The sequence below is a fragment of the Burkholderia sp. MSHR3999 genome (assembly GCF_000833595.1).
GTDB classification, from domain to species: Bacteria; Pseudomonadota; Gammaproteobacteria; order Burkholderiales; family Burkholderiaceae; genus Burkholderia; species Burkholderia ubonensis.
Genome location: NZ_JRFO01000002.1, coordinates 204460 through 217400 on the forward strand (window position 1 = coordinate 204460; position 12941 = coordinate 217400).

The following is a 12941-nucleotide window of genomic DNA, read 5'->3' on the forward strand; positions in this document are numbered from 1 at the left end:
ATCCCTGCGAAGCGGACCCCGCCGAGCAGGGATTTTTCGTTTGAGGGGGCGTCCGTCGCAAACGCCCACCGACCGCCAAGCATGGAGAACCGCATGCCGCTCGAATCGCCGCTGACGGGCGTTCATATCGTCGAATTCGAAGGTCTCGGCCCCGGCCCGCTCGCGGGCCGGATCCTCGCCGGGATGGGCGCGCGGGTCACGCTGATCGCGCGTCCGGCGGGCCGCACGAGCGCGCCCGACGCGCTGCAGGGCCGCGACGGCGACCTGCTGCGCGAAGGCAAGACGATCGTCCCGCTCGACCTGAAAACGCCGGCGGGGCGTGACGAAGCGCTCGCGCTGATTTCACGCGCCGACGCGCTGATCGAAGGGCTGCGGCCCGGCGTGATGGAGCGCCTCGGGCTCGGGCCGGCGGATTGCGCACCGCATAACCCCCGGCTCGTCTATGGCCGGATGACCGGCTGGGGCCAGACAGGGCCGCTCTCCGCTGCCGCCGGCCATGACCTGAACTACGTCGCGTTGACGGGCCTGCTGTCGCTCGCCGCGCCGCGCGGCGCGGACAGCGCCAAGCCCGGCCTGCCGCCGACCGTCGTCGGTGACGCGGGCGGCGCGCTCGGGCTCGCGTTCGGGATCGTCTGCGCGCTGTTCGACGTGCGGGCTGGCGGGCCGGGGCGGGTGGTCGACGGCGCGATCGTCGACATCGTCGCGATGCTCGGCACGCTCGCGCTGTGGGCGCGCGCGAACGGCCAGCTCGACGGCGCGCAGCCGAGCCTGTTTCACGACGCGCCGTTCTACGACGTCTACCGCTGCGCGGACGGCGAATGCGTGACGATCGGCGCGCTCGAGCCGCCGTTCTATGCGCTGCTGGTCGAGCGGCTCGGGCTGACGGACGTCGATCCGGCGTCGCAGTACGACCGCGCGCATTGGCCGGCGCTGAAGGCGCGTTTCGCGGAGGTGTTCGCGCGGCAGCCGTTGGCGCACTGGCGCGCGCTGCTGGAGGGCAGCGACGCGTGCTTCGCGCCGGTGCTGAGCGTCGCGGAGGCGGCGGAGCATCCGCACAATGTCGCGCGCGGGATTTACGAGGCCGACGCGCAAGGCGTCGTGCGCGCGCGCGTTGCTCCGCGTTTCCTGCCGCTGGCGGGCGGCGAAGCGGAATAGGGGCGCGTCCATGTGCAAACCCGCGACCGGCGCAAAACCGGCATCTGCGTGTGCTATGCCGCTTCCTCCGGCGCCCCCGGCACCTTCCCGTCGCCGACGCGGTTGATCGTGCCCTGCGCGATCGCGACCAGCCGCTCGTGATCGCCGTCGATGACGAACACGTGACACTGGCAGGTCGCCTGTTGCCGCCCCGCATAGACGAGCGTCGCGCGGGCGACGAGCGTGCCGTTCACCGCCGGCCGCAGATAGTTGATCTTGTATTCGGCCGTGATCACGCGCGGCCCGAGCGCGAGCGCGCCGGCGAACGTCAGCGCGTTGTCGGCGAGGTAGCTGATGACGCCGCCGTGCACGTAGCCGTGCTGCTGCCGCAACTCGTCGCGCACGGGCAGGCACAGCGACACTTCATGCTCGCCGATGTGCATCAGCTCCGTGCCGAGCAGCATGCTGAACGGTTGCGCCCGCAATGCGCCGCGGGCGTGATCCACGATGTCCGTCATCGACTTGCCTCGCAATGAGTGGCCGCTTGCGCTGAACTCTAGGAAGCGGGGCGCGGATAAGCAAGGAAATCTGTCCGCATTTCCTGCGATTGGCGGCGCCGCGCAATGCGATTATTGCGTCGCACGCGCGCGACCTCCGTAAATTGGAGGAGATTCTCGGGCATGCCTAAAGTCCGCCCGGGAATTGCCGCTAACGCCGGGGCATTGCTCCATCGTCGCTTTCCAGGAATTTCCATGTTCAGCAAAATCAAGCTCGCGTCGGGTCTGCTCGGCGTGTTGACCATGTTCTGTCTCTTCATGCTGGCGGTCGAGGCGCTCGGCTTCTGGTCGTTCACGTCGACGCGCAGCGGCGTCGACGACCTGTCGAACGTCGCGATCGCGCAGGTCGGCGCGGCGAACCAGGCGACCGAACGCCTGCTCGACGCGCGCATCAACCTGTCGCGCGCCGGCACGCGGATGGTGCGCGGCGGCCCGAAGCCGGACGACATCATCCGCCATGCGAGCGATTCGCTCGCCGAGGCGGACAAGGCGTTCGCCGCGCTCGCCGCGGCGCAGCCGGTCGACGAGGAAAACCGCACGCGCGTCGCGGCGCTCACCGAGCGCTACCGGAAAATCCACGCGGCGCTCGCGGAGCTCGTGCAGTTTCTCGACGGCGACAACATCCAGGCGTTTCTCGACCAGCCGACCCAGAGCATCCAGGATGCGTACCTGTCCGAGCTGCATCGCTTCGTCGAGTACGGCGGCGCATCGAGCCGCACCGCGCTCGGCACGATCGACGCGGGCATGAGCTGGTTCAAGTGGGTCGGCATCGTGCTGCTGGCCGCGATGCTGGCGAGCAGCGCGGCGATCTACGCGGCTGCGCGGCGCGCGGTGGTCGCGCCGCTCGACGAGGCGGGCCTGCATTTCGAGCGGATCGCGCAGGGCCGGCTCGACGAGGACGTGCGCGCGGGCGGCGTGTACGAGATCGACCGGATGCTGCGCGGGCTCGCCACGATGCAGGCGAGCATCGCGGAGACGGTGCGCGTCGTGCGCCACGCGTCCGACGCGATCCACCTCGGCGCGGGCGAGATCGCGAGCGGCAATGCGGACCTGTCGGCGCGCACCGGCACGCAGGCCGCGTCGCTCGAGGAAACCGCCGCGAGCATGGAGGAGCTGACCGCGACCGTGCGCCAGAACACCGACAGCGCCCGCGCGGCGAGCGTGCTGGCCGACGACGCGCTCAAGGCGACGAGCCACGGCGGCGGGGTCGTCGACAGCGTGATCGACAAGATGCGCGGCATCGCGCAAAGCTCGGGGCGCATCGCGGAAATCATCTCGGTGATCGACGGGATCGCGTTCCAGACCAACATCCTCGCGCTGAACGCGGCGGTGGAAGCGGCGCGCGCGGGCGAGCAGGGCCGCGGCTTCGCGGTGGTCGCGGGCGAGGTGCGCTCGCTCGCGCAGCGCAGCGCGCAGTCGGCGAAGGAAATCAAGACGCTGATCGAGGATTCGGTCGCGCAGATCAACGGCGGCGCGGAGCTCGTCGAGCGCGCGGGCGAAGCGATGCGCACGGTGTCGACGTCGATCTCGCGCGTCGTGCAGACGATGACCGAGATCACGTCGGCGTCGGTCGAGCAGACCGTCGGGATCGAGCAGGTCAATCAGGCCGTCACGCAGATGGACCAGCTGACCCAGCAGAACGCGGCGCTGGTGGAGCAGGTTGCCGCGGCGGCCGCGTCGCTGAACGACCAGACCACGCACCTGATGCAGGCGGTGTCGGTGTTCGAGCTCGGCGACGTGCGCTCGCCGCTCGGCGGACGCGCCGCGCCGTCGTTCGGCGCGCCGGCTTATGCGTCGGCGGGCAGCGCCGCGTAAGCGGTCGCGAGGTGATAAGGCGTCGTCGACGGCATGTCGGCGCGCGACACCTGGCCATCGGCCGTCTTGCACTCGAACCAGCCGCGCGGATGCAGGAAGCGTGCGGCGAAGCGCGCGATCTGCGCCGCCAGCGGCGCGGACGCCGGCGTGCCGCCGTGCGTCGCGAGCGCGCGCAGATACTCGGTCTGCGCCCAGATCCGCTGCGTGCCGTCCAGGCACGCGCCTTGCGCGTCGAGCGCGGCGCTGACGCCGCCCGTCCGCGCATCGACGCCGTGCCGTTCGGCGAACGCGAAGGCACGCGCGAGCGCGTCGCGCAGGCCGGTATGCGCGACCCGCGCACCGGCCGCGTCGACCAGATAGAACCATTCGAATTGATGCCCCGGCTCGAAGCGGTTGTCCGCCGAGCCGAGCGGCAGCTCGGCGACGCAGCCGGTGGCCGTGTCGACGAACGTGCGCTCGACCGCCTGCGCGGTGCGCGCGAGCGCATCGTCGAACGCGGCGTCGCCGAACGCGCCGGACGCCGCCAGCCATGCTTCCGTCAGGTGCATCAGCGGATTCTGCAGCGCTCCGCTGCCCGACGACGAGAAATCGGCATGACGCGCGGCGTCGAGCAGCGCATCGCCGCGCTGCGGCGCGAAGCGATCCTGGATCAGCGCGGCCGTGTCTTCGGCGACCGTGCGCGCGGCGCGCTCGCCCGAGGCCGCGTGATACGCGGCGCAGGCGAACACGATGAACGCGTGCGTGTACAGGTCCTTGGTCGTGTCGAGCGGCGCGCCGGCCGCGTCGATGCTGTAGTGCCAGCCGCCGTGGCGGGCGTCGCGGAAATGGCGGCAAAGCGCGTCGAACAGCGTCGCCGCGTGATCGGCCTCGCCGGCCTGCGCGAACACGAACAGCTGCCGCGCGCAGGCCATCGCGCGATAGCGTGCGACCGGCAGCGGCGCGTGGGTGGCCGGATCGACGGCTTCGAACGGCAGTTGCAGCGCGCGATCGAACCCTGACCCCCGCCAGATCGGCAAGACGACGTGCGCGAAATGGCGGCGCAGTTGAGCGGCCTGGGCGGAAGCGGAGTCGAAATCGGACATGACGGGGTTGAGCGCGTGAATCGAATCGTGTTGGCGCGCGCCGGATGCGCGCGGCCGGGGGCCAAGGATAAAGCATTCGGCGGCCGGCCGGCACCACAAAAAGGACGGAAATCCGCTGCGTGCGCGCGCTGCCCGGCGTGACGCGCGGCGACGACGGAAACGGCGGGGCCTGAGATGAATAGGCGACAGGTCATGCGACAATGCGCGGTCACTGATTCCGTTTGACGCTCCGGTTCCGCGTTCGCGGGGCCCCGCATCCCGACCTCCATGACCGAATCCGTCGCCACGCCCCGTTCCCGTTCCAACCGTCCGTCCGCGAAGCCGCGCCGTCGCGCCGCCGCTGCCGCGGGCCGCGCGCCGGCCCGCGCGACGATGCAGCCCGGCGGCGACGCGCAGGCGGCCGGCGCGCCTCGCGACGAGCGTACGCTCGACCTGTTCGGCGATCCGGTGCTCGAGGCCGGTGAAGGGGCGTCGGCGGTCGCACGCAGTCGGGTGGCCGAGGCCGCGGCCGTCGTCGACGCTGCAAGCGACGCGCCGGATCATCAGCAAGCGACGCTCGACGGGTTCGACGCGCCGGAGGTGGCGGTCCCGGCTGCGGCTGGCGGCGAGCCTGCCGCCGATGGCGCGACGGCAGAGGCCGGACATGTGCCGGCGGCTGCCGACGCTGCATCAGGGGCGGCGTTCGAGCCGACGGAGGAAGGCATGCCGGCTGGCGCCGAGCGCGAGCCGGCGGCCGAGGCGACGCTGGAAGTCGCCTCCGACGCGACGGCGCAGGATGCGTCAGCTCACACCGCCGACGCCGCGTCGGCAGCGCAGGACAGCGTCGCGCCGAGCCGTGCCGAGGACATCGCGACGGCCGGCGCGGCGGCAACGCTGCCGCTTGCAGCGGCTGCCGCGGTTTCCACGAAAGACGACGGCGGCGCGGCAACGAAGCCGGCGCCCCCGCGCGCGGCAGGCGCCCGCTCATCGACGGGGACGAAGCGCCGCACGTCGGCGGCAGCCGCCCGCGAAGCGACCGCACGGCCCGCGCCGGGAGCGGCTGACGCAGCGTCCGGGCCGGGCAAGGCCGCCTCTGCCATGAGCGTCGAGCCCTCCGTCACCGCGCGCGAACGCGACGATGCGGCTGCGTCGGCTGCGCGGCCGGCGGCGTCCGCGGCGACGTTCGTCACGAAACCGTCGTCGGACCACGCCGGGCCGTCGTTCGATGCCGATACGCAGCTGCGGCCGCTCTCCGACCGTCTGGCCGCATTGCAGGCGGAAACGACCGCGCTCAAACGCGCGGCCGATCGGGAAATGCGCCGGGTGAACCGCCTGTTGCTGGCGCTGGCCGTCGTCGTGCTGGCGGGGCTCGTCGCGCTGGTGATGCAGACGATGCAGATGTCGCGCCTGAAGCTCGGCGCCGTCGCCCAGCAGCAGCGAATCGATCGCCTGACCGCCGATCTGGCGACGCAGCAGGCCACGGTCACGACGCTCGAGCAGCACAACGACGCGCTCCTGTCGCAGGTCGACCGCCTGGAACGCAACGTGAGCCGCCAGACGGCGGCGGGGAAGCGCGTCCGTCGGGGCCGCTGAACGTTTCGACCCTACCTGGAGAGCCCCGCCACACCGAGATCGGCGTTTGTGGCGCTGGGCTCGTCATTGGCCGGTTGCGGCAAATTGCTGCGGCACGCTGGCAGAGTCTAGGGAAAACCCTTAGAATGGAGTCCGTCTAAGGGAAAACCCTAGCTAACCCTGTCGGGAGTCGCCCATGAGCTTCATCCTCGCCCTGCTGCAAAAGATCGACGATCTGTTCGTTTCGCCGCACCTGCCGCTCGATGCGGAATACTCGTACGCCGCGCGTCACGCCGAAGCCGAGCGCGTGCGCCGGTCGCACCTCGTGCCGCTTTGCCTGTACCGTCGCTGATTCGCTGATTCGCTGATTCGCTGATTCGCTGATTCAGCGCGGCGCCCGCCGCACCTGCCCGCCCGTTTCCGCCGCCGCACCGTCCGTGTGCGAGCGCGACCGTCCCGCTACACTGGAAGTCCGATTCCTCTCACGGCGACCGGGCCATGCTGCAGATGCGGCCGATGACGGCCGGCGAATTTCATGCGTACCGCACGCGAGCCATCGACGGCTACGCGCGCGACCTCGTCTCATCCGGGCAAAACGCCGTCGAAGACGCGCCCGCCCGCGCCCGGGCCTGTTTCGACACCTTGCTGCCGGACGGCCTGCTGACACCGGGCCAGATACTCGTCTCCCTCGTCGACGCCGCCGATGGCGAAGTGCTCGGCGATCTCTGGTACGCGATCGTGACCGAAGGTCCGAACCGCACGCTGTTCATCTACGATCTCGAAATCGCGCCGTCCAGGCGCCGCCAGGGCTGGGCCACGCGCGTGCTCGATGCGCTCGAGGCCGAGGCGCGCCGGTACGGCGTGACCGAGATCGGCCTGTCCGTGTTCAATCACAACGCGGCCGCGCGGGCGCTGTATCGTGCGTGCGGCTTCGTGCCGATCACGACGACGCTGATCAAGCCGGTCGTGTCGGGCTAACGCCGGTTCAATCCGGCCCTCCCACGCGGCTCCATGCAAACGGGCCCGGCGCAACCGGGCCCGTCCTTTCTTTCCCGTAATGGCGCCGCGCTCAGCCGCGCGGCGCGTCGCGTCACCGAGCCCGCCCCTTCCATCGCCGCAGCAGCAGCGCGTTCGTCACCACGCTCACGCTGGAAAACGCCATCGCCGCGCCCGCGATCACCGGGTTCAGCCAGCCGAGCGCCGCGAGCGGCACGCCGACCAGGTTGTAGACGAACGCCCAGAACAGGTTCTGCTGGATCTTGCGGTACGTGCGCTTCGAGATGTCGATCGCGTCGGCGACGAGGCTCGGGTCGCCGCGCATCAGCGTGATGCCGGCGGTGTGCATCGCGACGTCGGTGCCGGTCGCCATCGCGATGCCGACGTCGGCCGCGGCGAGCGCGGGCGCGTCGTTGATCCCGTCGCCGACCATCGCGACGATGCCGTCGTGCGTGCGCTTGAGCTCCGCGACGACGCGCGCCTTGTCGTCCGGCAGCACCTGCGCGTGGACTTCGCCGATGCCGAGCGACGCCGCGACCGCCGCCGCGCTGCCGCGGTTGTCGCCCGTCACGAGCACGCTCGCGACGCCGCGCGCGGCGAGCGCCGCGATCGCGTCGCGTGCGCCGGGCTTCACGGTGTCGCCGAACGCGATCAGCGCGAGCGGCGCACGCGGCGCGTCGGCGCGCATCAGCCACGAGATCGTGTTGCCGGCGCGTTCGAGCTCGGCCGCGCGCGCATCCAGCGCGGGCGGCGCGGCGATGCCCAGCTCGTCGCGCCAGCGCGTGCTGCCGAGCGCCAGCCGCCGGCCGGCGACGCGCGCCTCGACGCCGCGTCCGGCGACCGCCCGTGCGTCGGTCGCGACGGGCGCCGACGTCGCGCCGCCACGCGCCGCGACGTCGGCATGGTGCGCGGCGACCACGGCGCGCGCCAGCGGATGATCGCTGTGACGCTGCACCGCCGCGGCGAGCGCGAGCGCCTCGTCGCGCGGCAGGCCGACCGCGTCGAACGCGGTGACGGACGGCTTGCCCTCGGTGAGCGTGCCGGTCTTGTCGAACGCGATCACGGTCGCGCGCTGCGCGAGCTCGAGCGCCTGCGCATCCTTGATCAGCACGCCGTGACGCGCGGCGACGCCGGTGCCGGCCATGATCGCGGCGGGCGTCGCGAGGCCTAGCGCGCACGGGCACGCGATCACGAGCACCGCGACCGCGTTGAGGATCGCGGTTTCCGCGCCCGCGCCGGCAATCAGCCAGCCGATCAGCGTGAGCGCCGCGATGCCGAGGATCGCCGGCACGAACACCGCGCTGACGCGGTCGACGAGCCGCTGGATCGGCGCCTTCTCCGCCTGAGCGGACTCGACGAGCCGGATGATGCGGGCGAGTGTCGTCTCCGCGCCGATCGCGGTGGTTTCGACGATCAGCGCGCCTTCGCCGTTGATCGAGCCGGCCGTCACCGGATCGCCGTCGTCCTTCGCGACCGGCAGGCTTTCGCCGGTGATCAGCGATTCGTCGATGTGCGAGCGGCCCGACACGACCCGGCCGTCCACCGGCACCCGTTCGCCGGGCCGGATGCTGACGGCCGTGCCGACGCGCACCTGCGCGAGCGGCACGTCGCGTTCGACGCCGTGTTCGACGATGCGCGCGCGGTCCGGCCGCAGCGCGTTCAGTGCGCGGATCGCTTCCGTGGTCTGGCGCTTCGCGCGCGCTTCGAGCCATTTGCCGAAGCGCACCAGCGTGATGATCACGGCCGACGCCTCGAAATACAGATGGCCCGGATGCATGGGGTCGCGCAGCAGCATCCACAGGCTCAGGCCGTAGGCGGCCGACGTGCCGAGCGCGACGAGCAGGTCCATGTTGCCGGCGCGCGCCTTGATCGCGTGCCAGGCCGCGCGGTAGAAGCGCGCGCCGAAGCCGAACTGGACGAGCGACGCCAGCACCAGCTGGAACCAGCCGTTCAGCATCGCGTCGACGCCGAACGGCGCGGCGAACATCGGCGCGATCAGCGGCGCGCTCAGCAGCGCGGCGGCGATCACGAGGTTGCGTTCGCGGATCGCCTCGCGGCGCTTGCGCGTGTCGGCGTCCGTGGCTTTCGCGGCGTCCGGTTTCGTGCCGGCGGGCGCGCCGGTCGTGGCAGGCGTTCCGGATGCGCCGGCCGGTGCGGCGACGCGCGACGCCCGGTAGCCGGCGGCCGTGACCGCCGCGATCAGCGCGGCCGGGTCGAGCGGGGCGGCGCCGTGCACCGTCGCGCGCTCGGTCGCCAGGTTGACCGACGCGCGGGCGACGCCCGGCACGTTCGCGAGGGCCTTTTCGACGCGGCCGGCGCAGGACGCGCAGGTCATCCCGCCGATGTCGAGTTCGACCGCGCCGGGTGCGGGGCCCGGTACGATGGCGGCCTCCGGTTCCGCGACCGGCGTCGCCTGATAGCCGGACTGCTTGACCGCGTCGACCAGTTGCGCGGTCGTCACGCCGGCCGCCGCGTCGACCGTCGCGCGCTCGGTCGCGAGATTGACCGACGCGCGCGTGACGCCCGGCACGCCGGCCAGCGCCTTTTCGACGCGCGCGACGCACGATGCGCAGGTCATCCCTTCGATTTCGAGTTCGATCGGCGCCGTCGCGGCGGCAGCGTCAGCGTGACGTTCGCTCGTGTCGACCGACTCGCGCAACGTCGCGCGATAGCCCGCGTCGCTGACCGCTTCGACCAGCCGGGCCGGATCGACCGTATCGTGCGCGCTCACGGTGGCCGAGCGATCGGCGAGATCGACGGCGGCGTCGACGACGCCCGGCACGCCGGCCAGCGCGCGCTGCACGCGCCCGGTGCAGCCGCCGCAATGCATGCCGTCCACCGTCAGCACGATCGTGTTCAGCGCCGCCGAGGCGAGAGGTTCTGTCATGTCGGGTTCCCAAAAAGCGCGGTCTGAGCCGCAGACAGGTCAAATATCAACATTCCCATCATGGGAAGGTCAAGCGGCAGCGACGATGCGTCGCGGGCAGGCATCGGCCATGCGTCCGCGTCGAACCGTCGGCAGAGGGCTCCATACATGAACATACAGGTCTTCATGATGGACGACTGCGCGACTCAGGGCTACGGCCTGTTCATCCCGAAGCTCACGAAACCTTGCTGGACATGTGTCCGATACGTCGTCGACAACTTCGCCGCGCAGCCCGTGTTCGAGAATTTTCCTGCCGCCGCAACGATTGCTCTGCAAAAGGCTACGCGCCGACGTCATGCAACAATTCGCGCTTTCAATTACATAATTCATTTATTGGAAATAAAAATTCCAACAAATTATTTGCCGAGTTCTCCAAATATGAAAATCTGCCGCATAAAATGAAGCTGTCGATCCGGGGAATTCTGGTGACATGGAATCGACATCCCGTTTTCAATTCTCTTTATTGTTTTAAAAAATAGCGAAGGAGAAGTGATCATGGCTCAAGTTACACTGTGGGGCAGTGTCAATAGAGATGGCGTGGTTTTGGATGGCTCGGGCGGATTCGCCGTGAAACGTGAAAGCACCGGCACGTATCAGATCAAGTTCAGTGTCCAATTCACCAAGACGCCGGCGGTTGTCGGCTCGCAAGGGGCGTTTGGCAACGGGCAAAGCACGCTGGACAACGTGATCTTTCCGGTAGTTAATCCCGGTGAGATCACGGTTCAAACCGGCGACCAGTATGGAAAATATTCCGACCGGAATTTCAGCTTCATCGTTATCGGAACGATTGCCTGAATGTCGATCGGATCCGCATTTATATCGACTGCGGTAGTTTGATTTGAAGAAGATGTCGGGGCGAATGCGGTTCCAATTCAATGACCGGCCGCGTCGGGGCAGTCCCCGGTGCGGCCGCGCAATGCTCGCCTGTCAGATTCCGCCGAGCCAGAACGAGCGGTCATGTTCGACCTGTCCGCAACGACAGCGCATGCCTGCGTAACCGCCAACTTCACAGCCAGCTAGCCCGGCCGGCCGTTCTGGGCTGCTGGCACGTGCAGTCTCATTCCCGTTTCCAATTTCGCGTCGACGGCATCGGCCGGCGGTCGGTCGCCATGGCGTCCGCCCCGCGCATTTCGCGGTCGCAATGACAAGCATCCGGCATATTGGGGAATGCCCCGAGGCGCTATGATACCGGCCTGACGATAGCGCCCGCTGCGGTGAAATTGCAGCGCGGCAAGGCCGGGGCAGCCTCGATTGACCTTGCTTGGCCTTGGATTCGCAGGTTGCGAATCGCGCAAGGCGTTGATTTACAAAGAATTAGATACGGCCACGAATCAATGATAAAAACCCGACGAGAATCCGTTTCTCTGCGGCGCGCCTGCGCGTCGCTGGCCATTGCGGCCCTTCTGGCCGGATGCGCCACCCAGCCCGACGCGATCCCGCGCAAGACCGGCTGGATGCGTGCCGAAGTGGCCGACGCCTATATATATGCGTATCCGCTCGTGATGATGGACGTCGCGAAGGACGCCGCCACCGGCGGCGACGGCGCGCAGCCCGGCCAAGCGCCCGTCAACACGCTGCGCCATGCGCAGGCGCTGCCGCCCGTCGGCGCGGTCAACCCGCCGCTGCCGGGCGTCGACACGCTCGATTCGACCGGCTGGCTCGACGTGGCCGCCGAACCGGTGATCGTCACGCTGCCCGACACCCGCGGCCGCTACTGGGACGCCCGCGCGCTCGACATGTGGACCAACGTGCTGTGGTCGTCGAATGCGGCCGCGCGCGGCCCGCGCGGCGGCCCCCGATCGCAAACGATTGCCTTCGCCGCGAAGGACTGGCAGGGCACGCTGCCGAAGGGCGTGACGCGCGTCGACGCGCCGTCGCGCAACGCGTGGCTCGAAGTGCGCCTGCAGACGAGCGGCGGCCGCGACCTGACCGCCGTGAAGAAACTGCAGCGCGCGATCCGCGTGGTGCCGCTGTCGGTGTATACGGGCGCGGCGCGCGGCGCGTCGGTCGCGGTGCACGCCGGCAGCGCAGCCGCCGAGGCGGCGAGCGGCGGCACGCCGGCCGAGCAGGTCGCGGCGCTCGACCCGAAGGCGTACTTCACGCGCTTCGCGCAGGCGCTGCAGGACAACCCGGCGCCCGCCGACGACGCGCACGCGCAGCAGCAGCTCGAGGAAATCGGCGTGATGGCCGGCTATCCGGTGCTGTGGACGGGCGATCGCCTCACGGCCGCGACGGCGGGCGTCGCCGAAGCGCGCGCGCGGCTCGCGGCGCCGCCGCCGAACCTGCTGAACGCGAACGGCTGGAGCTGGATCGGCGACACCGCCGGCAAGTACGGCCAGGACTACGCGCTGCGCGCCTTCGCGGCCTACACGCAGTTCGGCACCGCGACGCGCGACGACGAGACGCTCGCGGTCGTGCGCGTCGACAGCGACGGCCATGCGCTGAACGGCGCGAACCGCTACACGCTGCATTTCGCGGCGGGCGCGCTGCCGCCCGTGCGCGCGTTCTGGACGCTCACGCCCTACACGACGGGCGGCGCGCTGCCCGACGTCGGCGCCGCCCGCCGCTCGCTCGGCGATCGCGACCGGCTGCGCCGCAACCGCGACGGCTCGATCGACATCGTCGTCTCCGCGACGTCGCCGGGCGGCGCGAACGCGGCGAACTGGCTGCCGGCGCCGCGCGCGGACTTCGCGCTGGCGCTGCGGCTCTACGCGCCGAAGCCGAAGGCGAACGACGGCTCCTGGATGCCGCCCGTCGTCGTGCGCAAGTGAACGCGCCGCCGCCGCGCCGGTCCGACCGGCAGGCGCGGCGGCGGCCCCATCTGCGTTCCGTCACCCCCTGAGCCTATACTTGCGGGAAACGGGCCGGATCGCACCGATT

General features: G+C 70.3%; 10 protein-coding genes. 7 read left to right on the forward strand and 3 right to left on the reverse strand.

Features of this window, described 5'->3' with window-relative positions; genetic code table 11:
- Positions 1–93 precede the first annotated feature (93 nt).
- Complete coding sequence (locus KY49_RS11655; RefSeq protein ID WP_042584988.1) at positions 94–1155, forward strand: CaiB/BaiF CoA transferase family protein; 1062 nt, start codon at positions 94–96, stop codon at positions 1153–1155.
- A gap of 53 nt (positions 1156–1208) precedes the next feature.
- Here the strand turns inward: KY49_RS11655 and KY49_RS11660 are convergent, their stop codons facing one another.
- Positions 1209–1652, reverse strand: coding sequence for a PaaI family thioesterase (locus KY49_RS11660; protein WP_042584824.1), 444 nt, complete (start codon positions 1650–1652; stop codon positions 1209–1211).
- 234 nt (positions 1653–1886) lie between these two features.
- On the opposite strand from KY49_RS11660, the gene KY49_RS11665 reads away from it, so the two are divergent.
- Positions 1887–3506, forward strand: coding sequence for a methyl-accepting chemotaxis protein (locus KY49_RS11665; RefSeq protein WP_042584825.1), 1620 nt, complete (start codon positions 1887–1889; stop codon positions 3504–3506).
- On the opposite strand, the gene KY49_RS11670 is transcribed toward KY49_RS11665, so the two are convergent.
- Positions 3479–4588 carry an AGE family epimerase/isomerase gene (locus KY49_RS11670; protein WP_042584826.1) on the reverse strand — a complete coding sequence of 370 codons (1110 nt, stop codon included), beginning with the start codon at positions 4586–4588 and terminating at the stop codon, positions 3479–3481. The genes KY49_RS11665 and KY49_RS11670 overlap by 28 nt on opposite strands.
- Before the next feature lie 267 nt (positions 4589–4855).
- Here KY49_RS11670 and KY49_RS11675 point away from each other — a divergent pair, with 267 nt between their 5' ends.
- The 3 genes from KY49_RS11675 to KY49_RS11680 all read left to right on the forward strand — a co-directional run bounded on the left by KY49_RS11675 (position 4856) and on the right by KY49_RS11680 (position 7117).
- On the forward strand, positions 4856–6160 hold the full coding sequence (locus KY49_RS11675) for a hypothetical protein (RefSeq protein WP_042584827.1): 1305 nt from the start codon (positions 4856–4858) through the stop codon (positions 6158–6160).
- Between the two features lie 175 nt (positions 6161–6335).
- Positions 6336–6491, forward strand: coding sequence for a hypothetical protein (locus KY49_RS38100; RefSeq protein ID WP_010096074.1), 156 nt, complete (start codon positions 6336–6338; stop codon positions 6489–6491).
- Positions 6492–6637: 146 nt separating this feature from the next.
- Positions 6638–7117, forward strand: coding sequence for a GNAT family N-acetyltransferase (locus tag KY49_RS11680; protein WP_042584828.1), 480 nt, complete (start codon positions 6638–6640; stop codon positions 7115–7117).
- Positions 7118–7229: 112 nt separating this feature from the next.
- Here KY49_RS11680 and KY49_RS11685 read toward each other — a convergent pair whose 3' ends face one another.
- Entirely contained in the window at positions 7230–10022 is a 2793-nt protein-coding gene (locus KY49_RS11685) for a heavy metal translocating P-type ATPase (RefSeq protein WP_082062331.1), read from the reverse strand.
- A gap of 534 nt (positions 10023–10556) precedes the next feature.
- Here KY49_RS11685 and KY49_RS11690 point away from each other — a divergent pair.
- A complete protein-coding gene (locus KY49_RS11690) occupies positions 10557–10856 on the forward strand; it encodes a hypothetical protein (RefSeq protein WP_042584990.1) in 300 nt (99 codons plus the stop codon).
- 539 nt (positions 10857–11395) lie between these two features.
- Positions 11396–12832, forward strand: coding sequence for a DUF1254 domain-containing protein (locus tag KY49_RS11695; protein WP_042584829.1), 1437 nt, complete (start codon positions 11396–11398; stop codon positions 12830–12832).
- Positions 12833–12941: the final 109 nt, after the last annotated feature.